The organism is Cryobacterium sp. PH31-AA6 (assembly GCF_030063195.1).
In the GTDB taxonomy this organism is placed as follows: domain Bacteria; phylum Actinomycetota; class Actinomycetes; order Actinomycetales; family Microbacteriaceae; genus Cryobacterium.
Map to the genome: position 1 here is coordinate 1 of NZ_JASISS010000016.1, position 24,842 is coordinate 24,842.

A 24,842-nucleotide genomic window follows, 5' to 3' on the forward strand; every position below is an offset into this window, starting at 1 on the left:
GGCCGAAGTACTCCTCGGTGAGGTCGCACTCGGCCCGCCACGACGCGTGGTCGATGTGGAAGAGCTGCTCCACCGCATCCGTCGACAGGTCGAGCCCGTCGAGGTCGAGGCCGCCCTCGACGGGGAGACGCCCGATCGGGGTGTCCACGGCCTGCGCCTTGCCTTCGACCCGGCGCACGATCCACTCGATCACGCGCGAGTTCTCGCCGAAACCGGGCCACAGGAAGCTGCCGTCGTGCCCCTTGCGGAACCAGTTCACCTGGAAGACCGCGGGGGCCTTGGTGCCGAGTCCCTTGCCGACCGAGAGCCAGTGCGCCCAGTAGTCGGCCATGTTGTAGCCACAGAACGGGAGCATCGCGAACGGGTCACGACGCAACTCGCCGACGATGCCTTCCGCGGCTGCCGTCTTCTCCGAGGCAATGGTGGCGCCCATGAACACGCCGTGCTTCCAGCTGCGGGCCTGGGCGACGAGCGGCACGTTGGTGGCGCGGCGGCCACCGAACAGGATGGCGTCGATCGGCACACCGCCAAACGCCTCCCAGTCGTCGGAGATCGACGGGCACTGGGCCGCGGCGACGGTGAACCGGGAGTTGGGGTGCGCGGCCGGGGTGCTTGAGGCGGGCGTCCAGTCGTTGCCCTGCCAGTCGATCAGGTGCTTCGGCGGCGTCTCGGTGAGGCCTTCCCACCAGACGTCTCCGTCGTCGCGCAGCGCCACGTTCGTGAAGATCGTGTTGCCCCAGACGGTGGCGACGGCGGTCGGGTTGGTGACCTCGCCGGTTCCGGGGGCGACGCCGAAGAAGCCGGCCTCCGGGTTGATCGCCCACAGGCGTCCATCGGTGCCGGGGCGCAGCCAGGCGATGTCGTCGCCGATGGTCTCGACCTTCCAGCCGGGGATGGTCGGGCGCAGCATCGACAGGTTCGTCTTGCCACAGGCGGACGGGAACGCGGCGGCCAGGTGGGAGACGCCGCCCTCCGGCGAGGTGACCTTGATCAGGAGCATGTGCTCGGCGAGCCAGCCCTCGTCGCGGGCCATCACCGAGGCGATCCGCAGCGCGAAGGACTTCTTGGAGAGCAGCGCGTTGCCGCCGTAGCCGGAGCCGAAGGACCACACCTCGCGGGTCTCCGGGAACTGCACGATGTACTTGTTGTCGTTGCACGGCCATTCGACGTCGGCACGGTGGTGTCCGCCGGCATCGACGAGGGGGTAGCCGACGCTGTGCAGGGTGTGCACCCAGCTCGCTCCCGCCTCGATCAGGCGCAGCACCTCGGCGCCCATCCGGGTCATGATGCCCATGTTGAGCACGACGTAGGGCGAGTCGGTGATCTCGACGCCGAGCTGCGAGATGGGGCCGCCGAGCGGGCCCATCGAGAACGGCACGATGTACATGGTGCGACCGCGCATGCTGCCGGCGAAGACCTCGGTCAGCTCGGCGCGCATCGACGCGGGGTCGGCCCAGTTGTTGGTGGGGCCGGCATCCTCTGGATCGGTCGAGCAGATGAAGGTACGGTCCTCGACCCGGGCGACATCGGACGGGCTGGTGCGGGCGAGGTAGCTGTTGGGGCGCCACTCCGGGTTCAACCGGATGAGCTTGCCCTCGGTGACGAGCTGCTTGGCGAGGGCATCGGCCTCGCGGTGGGACCCGTCGCACCAGACGATCGCGTCGGGCTGGGTCAGCCGGGCAATTTCGTCCACCCAGGCCTGGAGATTGGGGTCGGTGGTTCCCGCGGCTTTGCGGTTCTCGCCCCCGCCGGTCTGAACTGAGACATTCGCGATGGTCATCTCCTGGCCTTTCGTGGTCGATCCGGTGCGACAGATGGGTAAGTTTGCCCGGTAAATCAAGAATGCGCCTATTTCCGCCGTTCCGTGGGAAATCTTTCCGTTAAGAATCACGATTCTTTCGGTAATGTTAAGGAATGCCCACACGTGCCTCCGACCTCGTCACCCTCGGCCTGCGCATCCGTCATTTCCGCAGCGAACGCGGGCTCACCCTCGATCAGCTCGGCGATCAGGTCGGCCTGGCGGGCAGTCAGCTCTCCCTGATCGAGAACGGCCGACGCGAGCCGAAACTCTCGACGCTGCAGGATGTCGCCACCGCCCTGGCCGTCCCCGTGACCGAGTTGCTCAGCGGGGAGGCGCCGAACACCCGGGCCGCCCTCGAGATCGAGTTGGCCCGGGCGCAGAAGAACCCGCTCTACGGCGCCCTCGGCCTGCCGACGGTGAAGGTGACCAAGGGGATGCCGGTCACCGCGCTCGAGTCCCTGCTCGGCCTGCACCGGGAACTCGCGCGCCGGGCCAGCGAGGCCATCGCGACACCGGAGGAGGCGCGGCGGGCGAACACCGAGCTGCGGGAACGCATGCGCGACCAGGACAACTACATGCCCGAGATCGAGCAGCTCGCCGAGGACCAGGTGCGGGCATCCGGTCACGTGTCGGGGGCGCTGACCCACCGCGAGGTGAGCGTGATGGCCGAGCAACTCGGCTTCAACCTCATCTACGTGAACGACCTGCCCAATTCGACCCGGTCGGTGACCGACCTGGTCAACCACCGCATCTACCTGCCACCGGCGTCGATCCCCGGCGGTCACGGGCTGCGCTCGATGGCGCTGCAGGCGATGGGCCACCGGCTCCTCGGGCACGAACGGCCGGACAGCTACGCCGAGTTCCTCTGGCAGAGACTGCAGATCAACTACTTCGCGGCCGCCTGCCTGATGCCCCGGAACGCCTCGGTCGCGTTCCTCAGTGGCGCCAAACGCGAGCGTGAGCTCTCGGTCGAGGACTTCCGCGACGCGTTCGGGGTGACCCACGAGGCCGCCGCGCTGCGCCTGACCAACCTGGCCACCTCCCATCTGGAGATGCCGCTGCACTTCCTGCGGGTCACCGGCGACGGGGCGCTGCAGAAGGGCTACGAGAACGACGGACTTCCCCTGCCGGTGGACGTGACGGGGTCGATCGAGGGCCAGTACGTCTGCAAGCAGTGGAGCGCCCGGAGCGCATTCACCCACACCAACCGCACGACCGAGTTCTACCAGTACACCGATACCCCCGCCGGCACGTTCTGGTCGGCGACCCAGACCGGGGCGACGGATGCCGTCGAGTTCTCGATCAGCGTCGGGGTGCCGTTCGCGCAGGCGAAGTGGTTCCGCGGTCGGGAGACCACGCAGCGGGCTGTGTCCACCTGCCCGGACGAGTCCTGCTGCCGCCGCCCGGCGTCGGAGGTCTCCTCCCGCTGGGCAGGGAAGGCCTGGCCGAGCGCCCGGCTGCACGCGCATGTACTCTCCCCATTGCCCAGCGGCACGTTCCCCGGCGTGGACGACACCGAGGTGTACGAGTTCCTCGAGGCGCACGCCGCCGAGTAGCCGCCGCTGCGGGGGTGACCCCGGGCATCCACGTGCATAACTCCTGCAATTTGGTCGGCCCGGCCGGCAGATCCGCAGGATTCCGCGGCTGGGCCGTCGGCTCGCCACACATTGCAGGAGTTACGCACAGGGCGGCCGGTGAAACGTCTGGCGGGCCAGGGTGGGGGCGGTCAGACCGCAGGGAGCGACGGATGCCGGTGCGCCGCCGCGGCGACCGCGAATGCCGTGGCCGTGCCGCGTGCCCGGAGGCTGACCCCGCTGCCGACGACCGTGCCGGTGGTGCCGTGCTGCCTGACGTGCACGAGCACGTCGCCCGGGCTGCCGGCCACGTGCAGTCGCACCGCAAGCTGCACCTCGGCGCCGAGGAAGTCGATGGCCTCGACCTGGCCGGTGCAGGCCTCCGCTCCGGTGCCGAGATCACACGGCTCGACCACGATCTGCTCCGGGCGCAGCATGATGCAGCCGGGCCCGCGCAGATCGGTGGGCATGATGGGCACGTCGCCGAGGGCGGAAAAGGCCACCCCGTCGCCGATGGTGGCGGGGAGCACGACGGCATCGCCGAGGAACCGCGCGGTGAACAGGTCCACCGGCCGCCAGTAGAGTTCCCGCGGCGATCCGACCTGGCCGAGGTGGCCGTCGCGGAGCACCGCGAGCTGGTGGGCGAAGCTCATCGCCTCGGCCTGGTCGTGCGTGACGAGCACCGTGGTGATCCCGGCGCGCTCGAGGGTGGCCGCGACGATGTCGCGGGTCGCGGAGCGAAGCCCGGCGTCGAGGGAGGAGAACGGCTCATCGAGCAGCATCACCCTCGGGCGCCGGGCGAGCGCGCGGGCCAGGGCGACGCGCTGCTGCTGGCCGCCGGAGAGCTCGTCGGGACGCCGGTCGGCGAAGGCCGGGTCGAGCGAGACCATGTCGAGGAGTCCGGCGACGGCCTTGCGTCGTTCCCGTTTGGTGCCGCCGCGGAGGGCAGGGCCGAGTCCGAAGGCGATGTTCTGCCCGACCGTGAGGTGCGGGAACAGGGCGCCGTCCTGGGCGACGTAGCCGATCTCGCGCCGGTGCGCGGCCACCGAGACGCCCGGCCCGGCGACGAGGCGGCCATTGACGGTGACCGTTCCGGCATCCGGAAGTTCGAAACCGCTGATCAGGCGCAGGAGCGTGGTCTTGCCGGAGCCGGACGAGCCGACGATGACGGTGCGGCTGCCCTCCGGCACCGCGAGCGAGACCCGGTCGAGGATGGTCGTGCCGCCGAAGCTCTTGCTGACCCCGGCGAGCTCGATCGCGGCCCGGCCGGCCGGCATCCGCTCGACCCCCTCGGCCGCGCCGGAGGCAGCACCCCCGGCTGCGCCGGGCACGGATTCGTCGGTCACGAGACGCTCGTCAGTCGGGAGCGGGCGAACAGGAGGTAGGTGACGGGGAGGCTGAGCACGATCATCAGCAGGGCGTACGGGGCGGCACCGACGTAATTGATCTCATTCACCTTTGACCAGAATTGGATCGCCAGGGTGCGCGTGCCGCTCGGGGCGAGCAGCAGGGTCGCGGTCAGCTCGGTGACGATCCCGAGAAACACGAGCGCGCCGGCGGCGAGCGCGGACGGCGCGAAGAAGCGCGCGGTCACGCCGAGGAACGCGCCGAGCGGGTGCCGGCCGAGCGAGCGAGCGGCCTCCTCCAGACCCACCGGCACCTGCGCAAGCCCGGCCCTCAGGTTCACCAGCGCCCGCGGCAGGAACATCAGCACATACGTCGCGATCACCAGCACCATGGTCTGGTAGAGCGGCTGCACGAAACGGATGCTCACCGTCACCAGGGCCAGCGCGGTCACGATGCCGGGCAGCGAGCTGGTGAGGTAGTTGACCGATTCGAGGCCGCGGGCCAGGCGGCTGGGGTAGCGCACGGCAAGGAACGCGATCGGGAACGCCAGCAGGCAGGTGACGACGGCGCCGATGAGGCCGTAGCCGACGGTCTGCAGGAACGCCTCGCCCACCACGCCGTCGGCCCAGACGGATGCCCCGCCCTGCACGAGCCAGCGGACCACGCTCGTGAACGGCACACCGATCGAGAGCACGAATAGTCCGCCGAGGAAAAGGTAGCCGAGCGGCAGGAGCCGACCGAGGGACCGGCGCGTCGGGGTGCGGGCCACTCCGGAGCCGATCCGGGCGTAGCGGGAGCGCCCCCTGGCGCCGGATTCTCCGACGAGCAGGAAGAGGCACAGGAGCACGAGCACCCCGGCGAGGGCGTTCGCCGCCGGGCCGTTGAAGGTGGACCGGTACTGTTCGACGATCGCGGTGGTGAAGGTGTCGAAGCGCACCATGGCGAACGCGCCGTACTCGGAGAGCAGATGCAGGCCGACCAGCAGGGATCCGCCAAGGATCGGCAGTCGCAGCTGGGGCAGGATCACGCGGAAGAAGACTCCCCAGGCGCCGCTGCCGAGCGAGCCGGCCGCCTCCTCCACGGTGGGATCCAACCGTCGGAGCGCCGCCGCGCACGGCAGGTAGACCAGGGGAAAATAGGACAGGGTGGCGATCAGAACGCCGGACCAGAGCCCGTTCAGCGACGGGATGGCGCTCACCCAGCCGTAGCTGTTCACGAAGGCCGGAACCGCGAGCGGCGCCGCGAGCAGCACCGCGAACACCGGGGCGCCCGGCAGCCTGGTGCGGCCGACCAGCCAGGCCGCGCCGACGCCGATGGCCGCGCAGAGCGGAACCGTGACCACGACCAGTCCGACCGTGTTGGCCAGCAGCTCGCCCACCCTGGGCCGGAACACGAGCGCCGAGAGTTCGGTCCAACCGGTGAGGATACCGGTGACGATGACGTAGCCGAGCGGGAGCAGCCCGAGCAGCGAGACCGTGAACGCCACCGCGACGATGAACGGCGACGGCCGCCTGCGCACCCCGCCGACGGCATCCGCGCGCGCCGAACCGGCGGAGGGCGGCGGGCTCGCCGGCGGAACCGACGGCGAATCCCGGCGTTCGGGCGCCGGGCTCACGGGTGGCAGGGTGGCGGACATCACTATCGAGTTTACAGAAGCCCGGCCTGGGTCATCAGATCGGTGACCAGGGTGCCGTTGAGCTGGGACGGGTCGATCTTCGGTGCGTCGAGGTCGCCGAGCGGCAGGAGAGCGGGGTTCGCGCTGACTCCGTCGACGATGGGGTACTCGAACGAGGTGCCGGTCTGCAGGATGGTCTGGCCTGCCTTGCCGGTGATGAAGGCGAGGAACGCCTGGGCCGCGACCGGATTGGGACTGGAGGCGAGCACGCCGCCGCCGGAGAGGCTGAGGAAGGCGCCCGGGTCCTGGTTCTTGAAGTAGTGCATCCGGGTGTTCGCACTGTTCTCGCCGGTGCCGGCCTGGTCGGCGTACCAGTAGTAGTGGTAGATGACGCCGCCGGGGATCTCCCCGGCGTTGATGGCCTTCATCACCGTGCTGTTGCCCTTGTAGGCCACGGTGTTCGTCTTCATCGCCTTGAGCCAGGCGGTCGTCGCCGACTCGCCCTTGAGCTCGAGCATGGCGCTGACGATGGCCTGGAAGTCGGCGCCGGACGGTGAGGCCGCCCACCGGCCCTTCCAGCTCGGGTCGGCGAGGTCGAGCAGCGACGACGGCAGCTGGTCCTCGGAGAGGAGCGCCGGGTTGTACGCGAACACGGTCGAGCGGGCCGCGATGCCGGTCCAATTGCCGGAGCTCGGCTGGAACCGGTCAGGGACCTGGGCGAGGGTGGCCTTGTCGACCGGGGCGAACAGCCCGGCGTTATCGACGAGGCTCATCGCCGGCGAGTTCTCGGTGAGGAAGACATCTGCCTTCGAGGCCGTTCCCTCCTGCACGAGCTGGTTGCCGAGTTCGGGGTCTTCGCCGTTACGCAGGGTGACCTCAACCCCGGTTTCCTTGGTGAACTCGTCGGCCCAGGCCTGGGTGAGTTCCTCGTGCTGGGCGTTGTACACCGTGATGGACCCGGACGGGCTACCGTCGGACGGAGCCGTCGAACCGGATGTCGCGCCGTTCGCGCTGCAGGCTGTCGCGCCCAACAGGGTCACCCCGGCGATGCCGACGATCATGGCCCATTTGCGTGTCAAGTTCATCGTGTTGCGTACCCCATCTGTCGGGCGGGCAGCGCCCGCGAGAATAAGGTAAGCCTACCCTAATTAACCAGGGTCACGGTGCGACAGCACCCCGGCGGCCAGGCCGAGCTCGTGCTCGGCCACGGTGCGCACGAGCCCGCGCAGCGACCCGGCGTGTCCGTACCGCACGATGCCGTGGGCGTTCAGCCCGTCGATGATGCCGAGCAGCAGCCAGGCCACCGCCTCGGTGTCGTCGGCGGTGAACTCGCCGGTGCCGACCCCCCGGCGCAGGAGGTCGGCGACGAAGGCCTGCCAGGCATCCATTTGCACCCCAACTTCAACGGCCAGGGCCGGGTTGCGCCGACCGAGGCTCCACGCGTCGAGCCAGACGGCGGTGACGCTGCTGCGCTCCGGCCCCAGGAGGGAGTCGATCAGGGCGGCGAGCGCGGCGACCGGCCCGATGCACGGCGCGAGCTCCTCGGCCACCTCGCCGATTTCGGCCGCGACGATGGCACTGAAGGTGTCGGCGACCAGCACCTCCATGCTCGGCTGATAGTGGCTGACCAGGGCGGGGGTCACCCCGATCCGGGCCGCGACGCCGCGCAGGGTGATGCCGGGCAGCCCGTCGGCCAGGGCGATCTCCCGGGCGGCAACCGCGATCTCGGCCGCGCGGGCGGCCGGTGACTTGCGGCGGGCGCCTGGCCGGGGTTCGTGCTGGACGGTTGACATGGCACCTCAGTGTATATAGCTTTACTCTAACCTTGTTGATCATATGATCAATTACCGCCGTAGTCCCACCGGAGATCCCATGCGCCTGATCATTGCCGCCGGCACCGCCATTCCGCTCACCCGGGTCAACCCCGTTGCCGCCGCCCCGCTTCGGGTCGCGCTCGTGCAGCACCGGTGGCACGACGACCGGGCGACGCTCGTGGCGGAGCTGGCCGAGGGCATCCGTCTGGCCGCCGCGGAGGGGGCGAAGGTGGTGTTCCTGCCCGAGCTGACCCTCTCCCGGTACCCGGGCAACGAGCGCGCCACGGGCGTGCCCAAGCTCGGCGCCGAGGATCTGCTGACCGGCCCGACGTTCGCCTTCGCGGCCGCGCAGGCGCGCGAGCAGGGCGTGGTCGTGCACGCCTCGCTCTACGAGCGCCCGGCCGACGACGATGCCCCGGCCGACCCGCGCGGCTACAACACGGCGATCCTCGTCTCGCCGACCGGCACGCTGCTCGGCCGCACCCGCAAGCTGCACATCCCGGTCACCGAGGGCTACTACGAGGACACCTGGTTTCGGCCGGGCCCGGCAGAGGACGCCTACCCCGTCTACGCGCCGGAGGAACTCGGCGGAGCGCGCCTGGGCCTGCCCACGTGCTGGGACGAGTGGTTCCCCGAGGTGTCCCGGCTCTACGGCCTGGCCGGCGCGCAATTGCTCGTCTACCCGACGGCGATCGGCTCCGAACCCGGCTTCCCCGCCTTCGACACCCAGCCGATCTGGCAGCACGTGATCGTGGCCAACGGCATCACCAGCGGGCTGTTCATGGTCGTGCCGAACCGGCACGGCGACGAGGGCGACCTCACCTTCTACGGCTCGTCGTTCATCTCCGACCCCTACGGTCGCGTGCTCGTGCAGGCGCCGCGGGACGAGTCGGTCGTGCTGGTGGCCGACCTCGACCTGTCCCAGCGGGAGGAATGGCTCGCGCTCTTCCCGTTCCTCGGCACCCGCCGGCCCGACAGCTATGCCGGGCTGACCGCACCGGTCGACCCGGAGCGCCCGTTCGGCGCGGCCGGTTCCGCCGTGCCGAGCGGAGCGCGGGCGTGACCTGGCGGATGCCGGCCGAGACCGCACCGCAGGACCGGGTCTGGATGGCGTTCCCGGCGTCGGGTTACACCCTCGGTGACGACGCGACCTCGGCCGCGGAGGCCCGCCAGACCTGGGCCGACGTGGCGCACGCCGTGCTCGAGTTCGAGCCGGTCAGCATGGTCGTCGACCCGGCCGAGGCCGCCGTGGCCCGCCGCTACCTGTCGGCGGCGGTCGAGCTGATCGAGGCACCGCTCGACGATGCGTGGATGCGCGACATCGGCCCGAGCTTCGTGCTGGCCGACGACGGCAAACTCGGTGCCGTCGACTGGACCTTCAACGGCTGGGGCGGCCAGGACTGGGCGCGCTGGGGCAAGGATGCCGAGATCGGCCGCCGGGTCACGGGGGCGTCGGGGGCCACGAGCATCCCCTCATCGCTGGTGAATGAGGGCGGCGGCATCCAGGTCGACGGCCTGGGCACGGTGCTGGCCACCCTCAGCGTGCAGCTGGATCCGGGGCGCAACCCGCACGCCGACCGCGCCACGGTCGAGGCCGAGCTGGCCCGCACGATCGGAGCCGGCCACGTGGTCTGGCTGCCGCGCGGCCTCACCCGCGACCAGGAGCGCTACGGCACCCGGGGCCACGTGGACATCGTGGCCGCGATCCCCTCCCCCGGCACGCTGCTCGTGCATTCCCAGGACGACCCGGAGCATCCCGACTACCTCATCACCCGGGAGCTGCGCCGGGTGCTGGCAGCGTCGACGGATGCGGCGGGCACCCCCTGGACGATCATCGACCTGCCGGCCCCGACCGTGCTCGCCGATGCGGAGGGATTCGTGGACTACAGCTACGTCAATCACCTCGTGGTCAACGGCGGGGTGATCGCCTGCAGCTTCGGCGAGGATCGCGCCGACGAGGCCGCACGGGAGATCCTCGCTGCCGCCTACCCCGGTCGGAGCGTCGTCGCGGTCGAGGCGAGGCCACTGTTCGCGCGCGGCGGCGGCGTCCACTGCATCACCCAGCAGCAGCCGACCGCGACGGTCTGACGCCGGGGCGCCTGGCCGTGACCGCAGGCGCGACGGTCAGCGCGGGGGCATCCGGATGGCGCCGTCGAGCCGGATCGTGTCGCCGTTGAGCATCGGGTTCTCGACGATGTGCCGCACGAGAGCGGCGAAGTCGGCCGGGTCGCCCAGCCGGGCCGGGTGCGGCACGGATGCCGCGAGCGACTCACGCACGGTCTCGGGCAGCCCGCGCAGCAGCGGGGTGTCGAAGATGCCGGGGGCGATGGCGACCACGCGGATCAGGGTGCGGGCGAACTCCCGGGCGAGGGGAAGCGTCATCGCGGCGACCCCGCCCTTGGAGGCGGCGTAGGCGGCCTGGCCGATCTGCCCGTCGAAGGCGGCGACGGAGGCCGTGTTGATGATCACGCCACGCTCCGGGATGCCGGCCGGGCTGCCGGGCGGGGTGCCGGTCGGGGTGCCGGGCGGGATGCCGGTCGGGTTGCCGCCCGCGCCGCCGACCGGGTCGGTCGCCTGCATCGCCGCCGCGGCCAGTCGGATCACGTTGAAGGTGCCGACGAGGTTGATCCGGATCACCCGGTCGAAGTCGTCCAGCGGCAGCGGACCGTCCCGGCCGACCGTGCGTTGCCCGGGGGCGATGCCGGCGCAGTTGACCACGATCCGCAGCGGCCCGAGCGCGGTCGCGGCGTCGACGGCGGCCTGCACGTCCTCGGCCCGGGTCACATCCCCCGGCAGGAACCGGGCCCGACCGCCGAGCAGCGCGGCGGCCTCGTCGCCGGGGGAACCCGGCAGGTCGAGCAGCACGACGGCCGCGCCGGCCGCGGCGAGAGCGGTGGCGGTGGCCAGGCCGAGGCCGGATGCCGCACCGGTGACGAGCGCGGAGCATCCGTCGATGCGCATCAGAGCCTCTCGATGATGGTGGCGTTGGCCATGCCGCCGCCCTCGCACATGGTCTGCAGGCCCCACCGCCCGCCGGAGAGTTCGAGGTGGTTGAGCAGGGTTCCCAGCAGCCGGGTGCCGGACGAGCCGAGCGCGTGGCCGAGCGCGATGGCGCCGCCGCGCGGGTTGAGCAGGGCCGGGTCGGCGTGCATTTCGCGCAGCCAGACGAGCGGCACGCTGGCGAAGGCCTCGTTGACCTCGTAGGCGTCGAGGTCGTCGATGCCCAGGCCGGAGCGTTCGAGGATGCGCCGGGTCGCCGGGATCACCCCGGTCAACATCAGGTGCGGGTCGCTTCCGGTGACGGCGAAGCTGTGGAACCGGGCGCGCGGGTTGAGGCCGAGCTGGGCGGCCCGCTTCGCGCTCATGATCAGCGCGGCGGAGGCCCCGTCGGTGAGCGGGGAGGAGTTGCCGGCGGTGATGTGCCAGTCGAGTTTCGGGAACCGGGCGGCCAGCGCGTCGGTGCGGAACGCCGGCGGCAGCGCGGCCAGGGAATCGTGGGTGGTTCCGGGGCGGATGGTCTCGTCGTCGGTGACCGTCCGGCCGTCGGCCAGGGTCGTCGGCCGGAGCTCGCCGTCGAAGTCGCCACGTCCGGCCGCGGCCGCGGCGAGACGGTGCGAGCGGGCGGCGAAGGTATCCAGCTCGCCGCGGCCGAGCCGCCAGTGCTGGTTGATCAATTCGGCGGAGACGCCCTGGTTCACCAGCCCCTGCGGGTAGCGGGCGTGCATCAGGCTGCCGTGCGGGTCCTGGCCGGGGCCCGATCCCGGTGCTCCGCCGAGCGACGAACCCAGCGGTACCCGGCTCATCGATTCGACGCCGCAGGCGATGACCACGTCGCAGCTGCCCGACATGACCGCCTGAGCGGCGAACGTCGCCGCCTGTTGGCTGGAGCCGCATTGCCGGTCGATGGTGGTGCCGGGCACGGATTCGGGGAAGCCGGCGCTCAGCAGTGCCGTGCGCACGATGTTGTAGCTCTGCTCGCCGACCTGGCTGACGCACCCGCCGATCACGTCCTCGACGAGTGCGGGGTCGAGGTCGTTGCGGCTGACCAGTTCGCGCAGCACGCCGGCCAGCAGATCGGCCGGATGCACGCCCGAGAGGGCACCCCCGGGCTTGCCGCGGCCAGACGCGGTACGCACGACATCGACGATGACAGCATCATTGCTCATGCCCTCAGCCTAGGCTTCCGCGGCGACGCGGCGGGTCCGCCCGCGATTCAGCCCGAGAGCGCCCACATCGCGACGGCGCTGGCCGCGGCCACGTTGAGCGAGTCGATGCCGTGCTTCATCGGGATCTGCACGACGCTGTCGGATGCCGCGAGCGCGGCCTCGGTGAGGCCCTCGCCCTCGGCGCCGAGCAGCAGGGCCAGCCGATCGTGGTCGGCGCCGCGGAAATCGCGCAGGCTCACGGCATCCTCGGACAGGGCGAGGGCGGCCACGTGGAATCCGTGCCGGTCCAGCAGGGCGCGGGTGCTCGGCCAGTCGCCGACGCGGGTCCACGGCACCTGCAGCACGGTGCCCATCGAGACCCGGATGGCCCGGCGGTAGAACGGGTCGGAGCAGCGCGGCGTGACCAGGATCGCGTCCGCGCCGATCGCGCCGGCGGAGCGGAAGATGGCGCCCACGTTGGTGGGGTCGGACACGTTTTCGAGGATGACGATCCGGCGGGCGCCGGCGAGCAGGGCGTCGGGATCGGGCAGCTCGGGGCGGTGCATCGCCGCGATCACCCCGCGGTGCAGGATGTACCCGGTCAGCTCCGCGAGCAGTTCCCCCGGTCCGACGAACACCGGCACGTCGTCGCCGACGAGCTCCCGCGCCTCGGCGACCGTATTGCCCAGCGCCAGCACGGACCGCGGCCTGTGCCCGGCCCGCAACGCCCGCTCCAGAACCAATGCCGATTCGGCTATATATAGCCCGTGTTCGGTGCCGCGCGCCTTCTTCAGGGCGACATCGGTCAGGTGGGCGTAGTCGACCAGCCTCGGATCGGTGAGGTCGCTGATCTCGATGACGGGCATCCGCAAAGTCTAGCCGCGCCCCCGCCACGCCCCCCGCGGAGGTTCGCGCCGAGGTTTCGTTCCCGCACCGTGCATAACTCCTGCAAATTCTAAGCAGCCGGCTCGGCCGCCGCGGGATTCCGGGGCTCGCGGCCAGAGTCCGCACAAATAGCAGGAGTTATGCACGTGAGTGCGGGATGGGACGGGGAGTGGGCGGGGTGTGGGCGGGAACGGGAGGGGCGGGCTCAGTCGAGGAAGGGGTCCGGGACCAGGGTGTACTTGGTGGAGAGGTACTCGTGGATGCCCTCGAGCCCACCCTCGCGGCCCAGGCCGGACTGCTTCACCCCGCCGAACGGCGCCGCCGCGTTGGAGATCACGCCGACGTTCAGGCCCATCATGCCCGTCTGCAGGCGTTCGATCATCCGGTGCCCACGGGCGAGGTCCTGGGTGAAGACGTAGCTGATCAGCCCGTACTCGGTGTCATTGGCGAGGCGCACGGCCTCGTCCTCGTCGTCGAAGGTGGAGATCGCCAGCACCGGGCCGAAGATCTCCTCGCGCAGGATGTCGCTGCCCGGCGCGACGCCCGAGATCACCGTGGGCTGGTAGAACGTTCCGTCCCCGGCGATGGCCGACCCGCCGGTGAGCAGTGTCGCTCCCCGGCCGAGCGCGTCCTGCACGAGCGTGTCAGCCTTGTCGATGGCGGCCTGGTTGATCAGCGGGCCGACCGTGACGCCCTCCTCGGTGCCCCGGCCGATCGTGAAACCGGTGACCGTCTCGGTGACCCGGCGAGCGAACTCATCGGCCAGGGAGCGGTGCACGATGAACCGGTTCGCCGCGGTGCAGGCCTGGCCGACGTTGCGGAACTTCGCGGCGATCGCACCGGCCACGGCCTTGTCCAGGTCGGCGTCCTCGAAGACGACGAACGGGGCGTTGCCGCCGAGTTCCATCGAGGTGCGCAGGATGCCCTGGGCGGACTGCTGGATGAGCTTCTGCCCGACCGGCGTCGACCCGGTGAAGCTGAGCTTGCGCAGGCGCGGGTCGGCGATGATCGGTCCGGACACGGCGCCCGAGGTCGAGGTCGTGATCACGTTGACGACGCCGGCGGGCAGCCCGACCTCTTCGAGCAGTCGCACGAAGAGCAGGGTGGTCAGGGGGGTCAGCTCGGCGGGTTTGATCACGACCGTACAGCCCGCGGCGAGCGCGGGGGCGATCTTGCGGGTCGCCATCGCGAGGGGGAAGTTCCACGGGGTGATCAGGAAGCAGGGCCCGACCGGGTGCTGGGAGACGATGATCCGCCCGGTGCCCTCGGGGTTGGTGCCGTACCGGCCCGTGACGCGCACGGCCTCCTCGCTGAACCAGCGCAGGAACTCCCCGCCGTAGGCCACCTCGCCGTAGGCCTCGGCGAGGGGCTTGCCCATCTCGATCGTCATCAGCAGCGCGAACTCCTGCTTGCGTTCCTGGAGCAGGTCGAAGGCGCGCCGCAGGATCTCGCCGCGCACCCGGGGCGGGGTTGCCGCCCAGCCGGCCTGCGCCGCGACGGCAGCGTCGAGGGCGCCCGCGCCATCCGCGACGCCCGCGTCGGCGATCGTCTTGATGACCTTGCCGGTCGCCGGGTCGCGCACCGTCAGGGTGGCGCCGTCGGCGGCCGGAACCCATTTGCCGTTGATGTACAGCTCGTTCGGAACGTTGTGGAGCAGTTCTGCTTCGGTGACATACGTCATAGGGTCTCCCATACTTGTCTGTGCCCGTCGAGTGACGGTCGAATTCTATCCTCGGCAGCGTGAGGGAACCGGGACGCGCGGGGCCGGTTCCCTCACGGCCAGGACAACGGCAGGAACATGCCGGCGGTCATCGCGGCCATCGCCAGCGCCATGCCCACGTGCTGGGCCGCCTCCAGCCTCTCGGCAACGCTCGTGCCCTGCCAGCCGGTGCGGCGTCTGGCGGTGCGCACGGCGCTGGCCGCCAGGGCGACGGATGCCGCGAGCACCAACCAGCCGAGCAGCGCCCCGTAGCCGGTCCACGCCTGGCCGTGCCCCGAATGCGCCGTGGCGGTGACGCCGGTCGTGACGCTCGCGGGGATGGCCGGGTTCACGCCGGGCAGGCCAGGCAGCATCGCGCACCACATCACCGCCATCAGCAGCAACGCCGCCGCATGGTGCGCGGCGGCAACCCGCTTGCCCCGGTCGAGGAGCGCCAGCAGGGTCGCGCCGACCAGGAGTGCCGCCCAGGCCAGGGGGCTGAGCAGGTGCGCGTTCGGCAGGGCCATGTCGAGCGTGGACGCCGCCATCACCACCATCGATGGCGCGGCCGCGGCGGCACGCCCGGGCATCCGCAGCGCCGCGAGCGCACAGACGGCGGCGAGGCCGGCCGCCACCGCGGCGGCGGCCAGCCAGACGGAAACCCAGATCGCGCTCATTGAGCACCAAGCTAGGCCGATCTCCTCCCGCCGTGTTGACTCTCGGCGCACGGCTGCGGTCGGACGGCGCACGGCTGCCTCAAGCCCGGGGCGTTCGGGCAGCGGATGCAAGAATGGCAGCGTGTCGATGCAAACCAGCCAGGCCGGCGCGAGCGCCCCGCCGCACTCGCAGACCCTTTCCCGCGGCATTCGCGTGCTCGAGATCCTCGCCGAGGCCGACTCCCCGCTGACCATCGCCGAGGTCGCCTCGGCGCTCGGCGTGCACCGATCGATCGCCTACCGAATCCTCCGCACCCTGGAAGACCACGGCGTCGTCGTACGGGATGCCGCGGGGGCCGTGCGCCTGGGCCCCCGGATGGCGGCGCTCGCCCGGGGGGTCTCCCGCGACCTGCAGGCCGCGGCGCTGCCGGAGCTGACGAGTGTCGCCAACGAGCTCGGGATGACGGCGTTCGTTGCCGTGCTCGACCGGTCCGAGGTCGTCACCCTGGTCAGCGTGGAGCCCCGGCAGGCGCACGCGACGGTCGCGCAGCGGCCGGGCACCAGGCATCCGCTCACAATCGGCGCACCCGGCATAGCCATCCAGTCCCTGCTCTCGCCCGCCCAGTGGGCCGAACTCGGCGCGGACGCCGAGCGGCGCACCGAGGCGGCGGCCGTCGGCGGCCTGGGCTTCGCGACCAGCCACGACGAGGTCATCCCCGGGCTGGCTTCCGTGGCCGTGCCGCTGTCCGTGCCCGGCGAGCCTCCCGCCGCCGTCGCCGTGGTCTACCTGGCCGGTGCGCGCCTGCCGGCCGACCTCGGCGCCCGGCTCGGCCTGGCCGCCGCCGCAATCTCGGCCGGGATGCGCTGAGACTCGTTCTTCCGCGGCGTCGGAAGAAATTCCGGCAAGGTTCGATTGCCTTTCCTTCTAAATCGTATATGATTTGATACATACCGCTCGATGGGATCGGGCGGCAGATCAGCACAGGCATCGAACAGGCATCAAACAGGCATCAAACAGGCAGGTCAACACAGAGGAGTGTGGGATGAGCGACACCATCGAATCCGCCGTCGCGGCGCTCGTCGGTACCCGGCCGGGCAAGGTCATCGCCGTGCACGTCAACTATCCGAGCCGCGCGGCCCAGCGCGGGCGAGTTCCGGCCCAGCCGTCCTATTTTCTGAAACCGGCCAGCTCCCTCGCCCTCTCCGGCGAAATCGAACGCCCGGCCGGCACCGAGCTGCTCGCCTTCGAGGGCGAGATCGCCCTGATCATCGGCACCCGGACCCGCAGGGTGAGCCCGGCTGATGGCTGGAACGCGGTTTCCGGCGTCACCGCGAGCAACGACTTCGGCGTCTACGACCTGCGCTACGCCGACAAGGGCTCCAATCTCCGCTCCAAGGGCGGTGACGGCTTCACCCCGATCGGGCCGGTCGTGCTCGACGCCCGCGAGATCGATCCGGCGGCGCTGCGCATCCGCACCTGGGTGAACGGGGTACTCGCCCAGGACGACACGACCGCCACGCTGTTCTTCCCGTTCGGCCGGCTGGTCGCCGACCTCTCCCAGTTGATCACGCTCGAACCGGGCGACATCATCCTGACCGGAACCCCGGCCGGCGCCTCGGTCGTGCGTCCGGGCGACAAGGTGGAGGTCGAGGTCGACGCCCCGACCGCCCTCCGGCCGATGACCACCGGCCGACTCGGCACGGTCGTCATCGAGGGCATCGTTCCGCTCGGGTCCTTCGGCGCCGAGCCGCGGGTCGACGACCTGCAGCGCACCGAGGCCTGGGGCTCGCCCGAGGCCGCCGGACTCACCCCGGCGGCTCCCACGTTCGTGCTCACCCCCGCGCTCAAGGACCGCATCAACAGCGTCGGCACGGCCACCCTGAGCGCGCAGCTGCGCAAACGCGGCTTCAACAACGTGTCGATCGACGGCCTCGGCTCGACCAGGCCGGAGGCCCGGCTCGTCGGCCGGGCGCGCACCCTGCGCTACCTGCCGAACCGGGAAGACCTGTTCGAGTCCCACGGCGGCGGCTACAACGCCCAGAAACGCGCCTTCGACTCCCTCGGGCCGGACGATGTGATCGTGATGGAGGCCCGCGGCGAGCGCGGCACCGGCACGGTCGGCGACATCCTCGCCCTGCGCGCCCAGGTGCGCGGCGCGGCCGGGATCGTGACGGATGGCGGGGTGCGCGACCTCGCGGCGGTCGCGGCCCTCGACATCCCCACCTATCACGCCGGCGGCCACCCGGCCGTGCTCGGCCGGCGCCACGTTCCCTGGGACACCGACCTGGCCATCGCCTGCGGCGGCGCCGCCGTGCGACCCGGCGACGTCATCGTCGGTGACGCCGACGGCCTGCTCGTGATCCCGCCGCACCTGGTCGAGGAGGTCGTCGCCTCCGCCATCGAGCAGGAGCGCGAGGAAGGCTTCATCGCCGAGATGGTCGCGGCCGGGCACGGCGTCGACGGCCTGTACCCGATGAACGCGGACTGGAAGGCCCGCTACCGTAAGTGGCAGGAGACGACGTGAGCGCGCTGAGCGGAATCCCCGCGAAGGGCGCAACCCCCGCGAATGACCAGGACGGTGCGTCGCTGAGCAAGGCCCAGCTGGCCCACCAGTGGATCAGGTCGCGCATCAGCGACGGCACGTTCAGCCCCGGCTACCGGCTGGTGCTCGGGCAGATCGCCCGGGAACTCGACGTCAGCGCGGTCCCCGTGCGGGAGGCCATCCGCCTGCTCGAGGCCGAAGGCCTGGTCACGTTCGAACGGAACATCGGCGCCCAGGTCGCCATGCTGGATGCGACCGAGTACGTGCACACCATGCAGACGCTCAGCCTCGTCGAGGGCTACGCCACCGCCCTCTCCGCTCCGGCTCTCAACGCGGACACCCTCGATCGCGCCAGACGGATCAACGCGGAGATGGCCGACTGCCTCGACCACTTCGACCCCGTCAGTTTCACCCGGTTGAACCTCGAATTCCACTCCGTTCTGTTCGAGGGCTGCCCGAACCCGCACCTGCTCGACCTGGTCCACCGCGGCTGGAGCCGGCTCAGCGCCCTGCGCGACTCCATCTTCAGCTTCGTGCCGGGCCGTGCCCACGAGTCCGTCGCCGAACACGCGGCCCTGCTCGACCTGATCGAGAACGGCGCGGACCCCATCCAGGTCGAACTCGCCGCCCGCAACCACCGCCTCGGCACCCTCGAGGCGTTCCTCGCCCGCCAGAAGATCGTGGCCCCCGTCACCTCTCCTGCTTCCGCCTCTCCTGCTCCGAAAGGGAAAAACAATGAAGTTCCGCAGTGACCCCAGCCAGATCAAGGGTTCCATCGCACCCCTCATGACGCCGTTTTCGGCCGACGGCGCCGTCGACCACGCCGGCCTCGCCAACCTCGTCAACTGGCAGCTGGCCTCCGGCACCCACGGCATCTCGCTCGGAGGGTCGACCGGTGAGCCGAGCTCGCAGACCATCACCGAGCGCGCGGCCGCGATCCGCACCGTGGCCGAGACCATCGGCGACCGGGTGCCGTTCATGCCGGGCACCGGCTCGGCCAAGCTCGACGAGACCCTCGAGCTGACCGCCGCCGCGCAGGACGCCGGCGTCGACGCCGCGCTGATCATCACCCCGTACTACGCCAGGCCCACTCAGGAGGCCCTCTACGTCTGGTACAAGACCGTGGCGGAGGAGTTCCCCGACCTGCCGATCGTGGCCTACAACGTGCCCAGTCGCACCGCCGTGGACATCGCCCCCGAGACCATCGCCCGGCTCTACCGCGATTTCGACAACTTCGTCGGGGTCAAGGAGACCACCAAGGACTTCGAACACTTCTCCCGGGTGCTGCATCTCTGCGGAAAGGAGCTGCTGGTCTGGAGCGGCATCGAACTGCTCTGCCTGCCGCTGCTCGCCCTCGGCGGCGTCGGCCTGATCAGCGCCACCTCGAACATCGCGCCCGTCGCCCACGTCGAGCTGTACAACGCCTGGGTCGCCGGCGACCTCGACCGAGCACGCGAGATCCACTACGGGCTGCACCCCCTCGTCGACCTGCTCTTCGTCGAAACCAACCCGGCACCCGGCAAATGGGTACTCGAGCAACGCGGCCTGATCGCCTCCGGTTTCGTCCGCCCCCCGCTGATCACCCCCACCGATGCCGGCCTGGTGAAGATGAAGCAGTTCCTGGCCGCCGGCGAAGCGTATCTCTCCCCCGTCGACGGTTTCACGGTCGACGGCTTCACCCCGACAGGAGCCTGACCATGCCCGCCACCGACACCACCCCGGCCGTGCACTTCATCCCGGAGAACCTGCCGACCCGCATCCAGCACTTCATCGGCGGACGCTTCGTCGACAGCGTCTCCGGCAAGACCTTCGACGTGCTTGACCCGGTCTCCAACCAGACCTACGCCACCGCCGCCGCCGGCCAGCAGGAAGACATCGACCTGGCCGTCACCGCCGCGACCGAGGCGTTCGAGAACGGTCCCTGGCCCGGAATGAAGCCGCGGGAACGGTCCCGCATCCTGAACCGGATCGCCGACGCGATCGAGGCCCAGGATGCCCGCCTCGCCGAACTCGAAACCTTCGACACCGGCCTGCCGATCACCCAGGCCCTCGGCCAGGCCAACCGCGCCGCCGAGAACTTCCGCTTCTTCGCGGACCTGATCGTCGCCCAAGCCGACGACACCTACAAGGTGCCGGGCAGTCAGATCAACTACGTCAACCGCAAGCCGGTCGGTGTCGCCGGGCTGATCACGCCGTGGAACACGCCGTTCATGCTGGAGAGCTGGAAGCTCGCCCCCGCACTGGCCTCCGGCTGCACCGTCGTGCTCAAACCGGCCGAGTTCACCCCGCTCTCGGCCAGCCTCTGGGCGGAGATCTTCGCCGCCGCCGGGCTGCCCGACGGGGTGTTCAACCTGGTCAACGGCATCGGCGAGGAGGCCGGCGACGCGCTGGTCAAGCATCCGGGCGTGCCCCTGATCTCCTTCACCGGCGAGACGACGACCGGCCAGACCATCTATCGCAACTGCGCCGCCAACCTCAAGGGCATGTCGATGGAGCTCGGCGGCAAATCCCCAGCCATCGTCTTCGCCGACGCCGACCTCGACGCCGCCATCGACTCGACCCTGTTCGGTGTGTTCTCGCTCAACGGCGAGCGCTGCACCGCCGGCAGTCGGATCCTGGTCGAACGCTCGGTCTACGAGGAGTTCTGCACCCGGTACGCCGCCCGCGCGGCGAACATCGTGGTCGGCGACCCGCACGACCCGAAGACCGAGGTCGGCGCGCTCGTGCACCCTGAGCACTACGCCAAGGTGATGAGCTACGTGGAGATCGGCAAGACCGAGGGCCGCCTGCTCGCCGGCGGAGGGCGTCCGGCGAATCTGCCGGAGGGCAACTACGTGTCCCCGACCGTGTTCGCGGATGTCCCGCCCACCGCCCGGATCTTCCAGGAGGAGATTTTCGGCCCGGTCGTGTCGATCACCCCCTTCGACACCGACGAGGAGGCCCTCACCCTCGCCAACGGGGTGAAGTACGGCCTCGCCGCGTACCTCTGGACCGGCAACCTCACCCGGGCGCACACCTTCGCCCAGGCGATCGAGGCCGGCATGGTCTGGCTGAACTCGCACAACGTGCGCGACCTGCGCACCCCGTTCGGCGGGGTCAAGGCCTCCGGCCTCGGCCACGAGGGCGGCTACCGCTCGATCGATTTCTACACCGACCAGCAGGCCGTGCACATCACGCTCGGCGCCGTGCACACGGCCCGCTTCGGCGCGAACTGACCTGGCCTTCGGCCACAACGACGCACACTCAACGAGGAGGAACCCCATGACCACGACCCCCATCCCCACCCCTGCGGCCACCCCGCCCGACATCCTGCGCTGCGCCTATATGGACCTCGTCGTCACCGACCTGGCCGCGTCGCGCGAGTTCTACGTCGACATTCTCGGCCTCGTCGTCACCGAAGAGACCGACACCGAGATCTACCTGCGCAGTTTCGAGGAGTTCATCCACCACAACCTCGTGCTGCGCACGGGCCCGGTGGCCGCGACGGCCGCCTTCGGCTTCCGGGTGCGCTCTCCCCTCGACGTCGACCTGGCCGAGGCGTACTACCGCGAACTGGGCTGCCGCACCGAACGCCGCGCAAACGGCTTCGTCAAGGGGATCGGCGACTCCGTGCGCGTCGAAGACCCGCTCGGCTTCCCGTACGAGTTCTTCTTCGACACCGAACACGTGGAACGCCTCGCCTGGCGCTACGATCTGCAGGGCCCCGGCGCGCTCGTGCGCCTGGACCACTTCAACCAGGTCACCCCCGACGTCGGTCTCGGCCGCGGTTACCTCGAGGACCTCGGCTTCCGGGTGACGGAGGACATCCAGGATGAGGACGGCGTCACCTACGCGGCCTGGCTGCGCCGGAAGGACACCGTGCACGACACCGCCCTCACCGGCGGCGACGGGCCGAGGATGCACCACATCGCCTTCTCCACGCACGAGAAGCACAACATCATCTACATCTGCGACAAGCTCGGCGCGCTGCGCAAGTCCGACCTGATCGAGCGCGGCCCGGGCCGGCACGGCGTGTCAAACGCGTTCTACCTCTACCTGCGCGACCCCGACGGCCACCGGGTCGAGATCTACACCCAGGACTACTACACCGGCGATCCGGACAACCCCGTCGTCACCTGGGACGTGCACGACAACCAACGCCGTGACTGGTGGGGCAACCCCGTCGTGCCCAGCTGGTACACGGACGCTTCCCTCGTGCTCGACCTCGACGGCAACCCGCAGCCCGTGATCGAACGTGTCGAGTCGAGCGAGATGGCCGTGACGGTCGGCGCCGACGGCTTCTCGTACACCCGGAAGGGCGAGGACCTGCCGGAGTACAAACTCGGCCACCAGCTCTAACCGCCCCACCGTTCGGGCCCTGCCCAGCCGCGAAAGTGCACAATTGGCCCCTTCAGCTTCGGTGAAGGGGCCAATTGTGCACTCTCGCGACATGGGCGGGGTGCTGCTAGAGGAACGGGGGGGGGGTCCGGTCAGGTGGTGTGCAGTTCGCCGCGTACGATCGAGTCGCCGGAGTGGGCCGGGTTGCCGTCGTCGGGTTCGACGGACACGTCGACCAGGGGGAACTGGGCCAGGTCCACGCCGTCCGGGATGGAGAAGTGTCCGGTGTCGCCGTCGAGCAGGCCGATACTGATCAGTCCGGATGCGTCCGCCTTGATCAGCCAGACCTCGCGGAGCCCGGCGGTGGACGTCAGCCCGGTGAGGTCGACCACCACTTCCCGGTGGCCGTCTGCGGCCTTCTCGACCGTGGCGATGCCGGTGGCGTTCCAACCGGGGAAGGGGTCCAGCCGGGCCTCGGCGATGACGGGGGCGGCCACTTGCTGCTGCTGCAGCGACTCCCACCAGATGCCGCCGCCGAGTCCGCCGAAAAGGCCGGCGACGAGGCCGGCGACGCCCGCGGCAACCGTCACGGGGAGCCAGACCCGGCGAGCGCGACGCGTCCGCCGATAACCGGCGTGGTGGTTGGCGGCCGCCGGTCCGGTAGCGGTGGCGGGTCCGATAGCGGTGGCGGGTCCGGTAGCGGTGGCGGGTCCGGTAGCGGTGGCGGGTCCGGTAGCGGTAGCAGGCGCGGTAGCGATAGCGGGTCCGGTAGCGGTAGCGGGTCCGGTAGCGGGCTCGGCACTGGCGGGCTCGGCGGCGGCCGGGTCGGCAGCGAGGGCGGGCCCGGCGCCGATGGCATAGTCGGCGGCGCGTGGCAGCGCGGCGACAGCGTCGGTCAGGCCCAGCTCGGAGTGGATCCGCTCCCAGACTTGCGCGCCCGGCTCCGCGAGTTCGACGGTGCGGGCGGACCGGCCGACGGCGACCGTGTGCCGCAACGAGATGAGTTCCAGGGCACACTCGGGGCATTCGGCCAGGTGTCGGCCCTCGGCTTCGGTGCGGTCGAGCTCGCCCATGGCGATCAGGGCGAGGTCGTCGCCGTCAATGTGCGTCATCATTCGCCTCCAATCTCATGCGCAATCTGTTCAGACTTCGACGGATATGACTTTTCACGGTGCCAAGCGGCATTCCGAGGCTATCGGCGATCTGGGTGTGGGTGAGGTCGTCGTAGAACGCGAGTTGCATCACCCGCTGCGGCACCGGCCCGAGTCGCTGTAGTTCGTCGGTCATCATCACCCGGTCGGCGATGTCGACTGAGTCGTCGGCCTGGCTGAGCTCGTGCTCGAAGGTGACGGCCTCCTCGACCCGGCGGCGCCGAGACCGGGCCTCGTGGGTGTCCGCCACGGTGTGCCGGGTGATCCCCACGAGCCACGCCGGCAGTCGCGACCGCGAAGACTGGAATGTTGCCCGCCCACGCCACGCGGCGATGAAAACCTTTTGCGTCACGTCCTCGGCCTCGCCCGGATCGCCGAGCGAACGCACGGCAATCGTGTAGACGAGGGACGACCAACGCGCGTAAGCCTCGGCAAGCGCCTGCTCGTCCCCGGCCAGGAAGGCCGTGACCAGTCGCCCGTGGTCGTCTTCCTCGGTGAGTGCCGTCACGTCGCTTCGGTGTCCTCCGGTTGGTGAGCGCCTCTGGAGGTCGTACATTTCAGGCCCCTCGGGAGAGCGTGCCTCGACCACCGTCAGGCACAGCATAACCACGCTTGGGCATCAGGAGATCTCAATCACGGGATCGGCGTTGCCGAGACGATCACATTGGACAAATACCGTCGGGCGTCGTAGTCGAATTCGCCCCCGCAGGTGACGAGGGTGAGCCGGGCGGGACCGGCGCGGTCGAAGACCTCGGCCCAGGGGACAGCCGCCTTCGGCACCGTCTGAATCGAGTCGACGGCGTACCGGCTCTCCCCGCCGCCCTCCGTGGTCACCGTGATCTCCGTGCCCGCCGGGGCGGTGGCGAGCCTGGCGAACGGCCCGATGTCATAGACGAGCGAGTCGACGTGGGCGGCGACGATGGTCGCGCCGGACGGGCTGGTCGGCCCGGGGCCGAAGCGGTACCAGGCGGCCACGGCCGGGTTGCTGGGCAGCGCCATCGAGCCGTCCTCGGCCAGTCCGACCGGATCGATCGACATGTCGATGCCGAGCGACTCCACCCGGATGCGCTGCGGGGCAACCGAGGGCGCAACCTGGTTGAGGTCCAGTGCGGATTTCACCCGCGGAACCTCGACCTCGGCGGTGGGGAGCGGTGCCGGCGCGGCACTCGGGGTTGCCTCCGGAACGGGGGCGACCGAGGGTGCGGCCGGCGTCGCGGTGCACCCGGCGAGCAGGCCGAGAGCCACAGCGACCGCTGCGAAGGCGCCCACTGTGGCTCTCATGATTCCAGACCCGA

Annotated in this window: 22 protein-coding genes; 9 read left to right on the forward strand and 13 right to left on the reverse strand. The window is 70.5% G+C overall.

The window, feature by feature from the left end; translation table 11 throughout:
• On the reverse strand, positions 1 to 1,780 hold a 1,780-nt coding region (locus tag QMG61_RS11520), incomplete at its 3' end, for a phosphoenolpyruvate carboxykinase (GTP) (RefSeq protein WP_283494471.1).
• A gap of 134 nt (positions 1,781 to 1,914) precedes the next feature.
• Between QMG61_RS11520 and QMG61_RS11525 the strand changes: the two genes are divergently transcribed.
• On the forward strand, positions 1,915 to 3,357 hold the full coding sequence (locus QMG61_RS11525; RefSeq protein ID WP_283494472.1) for a helix-turn-helix domain-containing protein: 1,443 nt from the start codon (positions 1,915 to 1,917) through the stop codon (positions 3,355 to 3,357).
• A 170-nt stretch (positions 3,358 to 3,527) separates the two neighbouring features.
• On the opposite strand, the gene QMG61_RS11530 is transcribed toward QMG61_RS11525, so the two are convergent.
• The 4 genes from QMG61_RS11530 to QMG61_RS11545 all read right to left on the reverse strand — a co-directional run bounded on the left by QMG61_RS11530 (position 3,528) and on the right by QMG61_RS11545 (position 8,130).
• Positions 3,528 to 4,721 (reverse strand): ABC transporter ATP-binding protein, encoded by a 1,194-nt coding sequence (locus tag QMG61_RS11530; protein ID WP_283494473.1) that lies wholly within the window; start codon positions 4,719 to 4,721, stop codon positions 3,528 to 3,530.
• On the reverse strand, positions 4,718 to 6,358 hold the full coding sequence (locus QMG61_RS11535; protein WP_283494474.1) for an ABC transporter permease: 1,641 nt from the start codon (positions 6,356 to 6,358) through the stop codon (positions 4,718 to 4,720). The genes QMG61_RS11530 and QMG61_RS11535 overlap by 4 nt, the downstream gene beginning before the upstream one ends.
• Positions 6,359 to 6,369: 11 nt before the next feature.
• Complete coding sequence (locus QMG61_RS11540) at positions 6,370 to 7,422, reverse strand: iron ABC transporter substrate-binding protein (RefSeq protein WP_283494475.1); 1,053 nt, start codon at positions 7,420 to 7,422, stop codon at positions 6,370 to 6,372.
• A 63-nt stretch (positions 7,423 to 7,485) separates the two neighbouring features.
• A complete protein-coding gene (locus QMG61_RS11545) occupies positions 7,486 to 8,130 on the reverse strand; it encodes a TetR/AcrR family transcriptional regulator (RefSeq protein WP_283494476.1) in 645 nt (214 codons plus the stop codon).
• A gap of 79 nt (positions 8,131 to 8,209) precedes the next feature.
• Between QMG61_RS11545 and QMG61_RS11550 the strand changes: the two genes are divergently transcribed.
• Both QMG61_RS11550 and QMG61_RS11555 read left to right on the forward strand, forming a co-directional pair.
• Positions 8,210 to 9,214, forward strand: a complete 1,005-nt coding sequence (locus QMG61_RS11550; protein ID WP_283494477.1) for a nitrilase-related carbon-nitrogen hydrolase — start codon at positions 8,210 to 8,212, stop codon at positions 9,212 to 9,214.
• Positions 9,215 to 9,222: 8 nt separating this feature from the next.
• Positions 9,223 to 10,239, forward strand: a complete 1,017-nt coding sequence (locus QMG61_RS11555) for an agmatine deiminase family protein (protein ID WP_502847035.1) — start codon at positions 9,223 to 9,225, stop codon at positions 10,237 to 10,239.
• Between the two features lie 36 nt (positions 10,240 to 10,275).
• Here the strand turns inward: QMG61_RS11555 and QMG61_RS11560 are convergent, their stop codons facing one another.
• The 5 genes from QMG61_RS11560 to QMG61_RS11580 form a co-directional block, all read right to left on the reverse strand.
• Complete coding sequence (locus QMG61_RS11560) at positions 10,276 to 11,112, reverse strand: SDR family NAD(P)-dependent oxidoreductase (protein WP_283494479.1); 837 nt, start codon at positions 11,110 to 11,112, stop codon at positions 10,276 to 10,278.
• Positions 11,112 to 12,317 (reverse strand): thiolase family protein, encoded by a 1,206-nt coding sequence (locus QMG61_RS11565; protein WP_283494480.1) that lies wholly within the window; start codon positions 12,315 to 12,317, stop codon positions 11,112 to 11,114. Before QMG61_RS11565 ends, QMG61_RS11560 begins: the two co-directional genes overlap by 1 nt.
• A gap of 47 nt (positions 12,318 to 12,364) precedes the next feature.
• Positions 12,365 to 13,162: a TrmH family RNA methyltransferase gene (locus QMG61_RS11570; protein WP_283494481.1), complete on the reverse strand. Its 798-nt coding sequence runs from the start codon at positions 13,160 to 13,162 to the stop codon at positions 12,365 to 12,367.
• A 224-nt stretch (positions 13,163 to 13,386) separates the two neighbouring features.
• Positions 13,387 to 14,862, reverse strand: a complete 1,476-nt coding sequence (locus tag QMG61_RS11575; RefSeq protein ID WP_283494482.1) for an NAD-dependent succinate-semialdehyde dehydrogenase — start codon at positions 14,860 to 14,862, stop codon at positions 13,387 to 13,389.
• A gap of 92 nt (positions 14,863 to 14,954) precedes the next feature.
• Complete coding sequence (locus tag QMG61_RS11580; protein WP_283494483.1) at positions 14,955 to 15,557, reverse strand: hypothetical protein; 603 nt, start codon at positions 15,555 to 15,557, stop codon at positions 14,955 to 14,957.
• 127 nt (positions 15,558 to 15,684) lie between these two features.
• On the opposite strand from QMG61_RS11580, the gene QMG61_RS11585 reads away from it, so the two are divergent.
• From QMG61_RS11585 to hpaD, 6 genes are all read left to right on the forward strand, one after another.
• Positions 15,685 to 16,404, forward strand: coding sequence for an IclR family transcriptional regulator (locus QMG61_RS11585; RefSeq protein ID WP_283494535.1), 720 nt, complete (start codon positions 15,685 to 15,687; stop codon positions 16,402 to 16,404).
• Between the two features lie 175 nt (positions 16,405 to 16,579).
• Positions 16,580 to 18,061, forward strand: a complete 1,482-nt coding sequence (locus tag QMG61_RS11590) for a fumarylacetoacetate hydrolase family protein (protein ID WP_283494484.1) — start codon at positions 16,580 to 16,582, stop codon at positions 18,059 to 18,061.
• Between the two features lie 5 nt (positions 18,062 to 18,066).
• Positions 18,067 to 18,831, forward strand: a complete 765-nt coding sequence (locus QMG61_RS11595) for a GntR family transcriptional regulator (RefSeq protein WP_283494536.1) — start codon at positions 18,067 to 18,069, stop codon at positions 18,829 to 18,831.
• On the forward strand, positions 18,815 to 19,774 hold the full coding sequence (gene dapA / locus QMG61_RS11600) for a 4-hydroxy-tetrahydrodipicolinate synthase (protein WP_283494485.1): 960 nt from the start codon (positions 18,815 to 18,817) through the stop codon (positions 19,772 to 19,774). The genes QMG61_RS11595 and dapA overlap by 17 nt, the downstream gene beginning before the upstream one ends.
• A gap of 2 nt (positions 19,775 to 19,776) precedes the next feature.
• Entirely contained in the window at positions 19,777 to 21,294 is a 1,518-nt protein-coding gene (gene hpaE / locus QMG61_RS11605; protein ID WP_283494486.1) for a 5-carboxymethyl-2-hydroxymuconate semialdehyde dehydrogenase, read from the forward strand.
• Positions 21,295 to 21,340: 46 nt separating this feature from the next.
• Positions 21,341 to 22,417, forward strand: a complete 1,077-nt coding sequence (hpaD, locus tag QMG61_RS11610; protein WP_283494487.1) for a 3,4-dihydroxyphenylacetate 2,3-dioxygenase — start codon at positions 21,341 to 21,343, stop codon at positions 22,415 to 22,417.
• Between the two features lie 131 nt (positions 22,418 to 22,548).
• Here the strand turns inward: hpaD and QMG61_RS11615 are convergent, their stop codons facing one another.
• The 3 genes from QMG61_RS11615 to QMG61_RS11625 form a co-directional block, all read right to left on the reverse strand.
• Positions 22,549 to 23,508, reverse strand: a complete 960-nt coding sequence (locus QMG61_RS11615) for an anti-sigma factor (RefSeq protein WP_283494488.1) — start codon at positions 23,506 to 23,508, stop codon at positions 22,549 to 22,551.
• Positions 23,495 to 24,055, reverse strand: a complete 561-nt coding sequence (locus QMG61_RS11620) for an RNA polymerase sigma factor (protein ID WP_283494489.1) — start codon at positions 24,053 to 24,055, stop codon at positions 23,495 to 23,497. The genes QMG61_RS11615 and QMG61_RS11620 overlap by 14 nt, the downstream gene beginning before the upstream one ends.
• 125 nt (positions 24,056 to 24,180) lie before the next feature.
• Positions 24,181 to 24,828 carry a class F sortase gene (locus QMG61_RS11625; protein WP_283494490.1) on the reverse strand — a complete coding sequence of 216 codons (648 nt, stop codon included), beginning with the start codon at positions 24,826 to 24,828 and terminating at the stop codon, positions 24,181 to 24,183.
• Positions 24,829 to 24,842 lie beyond the last annotated feature (14 nt).

Excerpts from the sequence above, each read along its gene's own strand:
- QMG61_RS11525 (WP_283494472.1), top strand. The coding sequence starts at position 1,915 with ATGCCCACACGTGCCTCCGACCTCGTCACCCTCGGCCTGCGCATCCGT.
- QMG61_RS11535 (WP_283494474.1), bottom strand. The coding sequence starts at position 6,358 with ATGTCCGCCACCCTGCCACCCGTGAGCCCGGCGCCCGAACGCCGGGAT.
- QMG61_RS11540 (WP_283494475.1), bottom strand. The coding sequence starts at position 7,422 with ATGAACTTGACACGCAAATGGGCCATGATCGTCGGCATCGCCGGGGTG.
- QMG61_RS11545 (WP_283494476.1), bottom strand. The coding sequence starts at position 8,130 with ATGTCAACCGTCCAGCACGAACCCCGGCCAGGCGCCCGCCGCAAGTCA.
- QMG61_RS11550 (WP_283494477.1), top strand. The coding sequence starts at position 8,210 with ATGCGCCTGATCATTGCCGCCGGCACCGCCATTCCGCTCACCCGGGTC.
- QMG61_RS11555 (WP_502847035.1), top strand. The coding sequence starts at position 9,223 with ATGCCGGCCGAGACCGCACCGCAGGACCGGGTCTGGATGGCGTTCCCG.
- QMG61_RS11560 (WP_283494479.1), bottom strand. The coding sequence starts at position 11,112 with ATGCGCATCGACGGATGCTCCGCGCTCGTCACCGGTGCGGCATCCGGC.
- QMG61_RS11565 (WP_283494480.1), bottom strand. The coding sequence starts at position 12,317 with ATGAGCAATGATGCTGTCATCGTCGATGTCGTGCGTACCGCGTCTGGC.
- QMG61_RS11570 (WP_283494481.1), bottom strand. The coding sequence starts at position 13,162 with ATGCCCGTCATCGAGATCAGCGACCTCACCGATCCGAGGCTGGTCGAC.
- QMG61_RS11575 (WP_283494482.1), bottom strand. The coding sequence starts at position 14,862 with ATGACGTATGTCACCGAAGCAGAACTGCTCCACAACGTTCCGAACGAG.
- QMG61_RS11580 (WP_283494483.1), bottom strand. The coding sequence starts at position 15,557 with ATGAGCGCGATCTGGGTTTCCGTCTGGCTGGCCGCCGCCGCGGTGGCG.
- QMG61_RS11585 (WP_283494535.1), top strand. The coding sequence starts at position 15,685 with ATGCAAACCAGCCAGGCCGGCGCGAGCGCCCCGCCGCACTCGCAGACC.
- QMG61_RS11590 (WP_283494484.1), top strand. The coding sequence starts at position 16,580 with ATGAGCGACACCATCGAATCCGCCGTCGCGGCGCTCGTCGGTACCCGG.
- dapA (WP_283494485.1), top strand. The coding sequence starts at position 18,815 with ATGAAGTTCCGCAGTGACCCCAGCCAGATCAAGGGTTCCATCGCACCC.
- hpaE (WP_283494486.1), top strand. The coding sequence starts at position 19,777 with ATGCCCGCCACCGACACCACCCCGGCCGTGCACTTCATCCCGGAGAAC.
- hpaD (WP_283494487.1), top strand. The coding sequence starts at position 21,341 with ATGACCACGACCCCCATCCCCACCCCTGCGGCCACCCCGCCCGACATC.
- QMG61_RS11615 (WP_283494488.1), bottom strand. The coding sequence starts at position 23,508 with ATGACGCACATTGACGGCGACGACCTCGCCCTGATCGCCATGGGCGAG.
- QMG61_RS11625 (WP_283494490.1), bottom strand. The coding sequence starts at position 24,828 with ATGAGAGCCACAGTGGGCGCCTTCGCAGCGGTCGCTGTGGCTCTCGGC.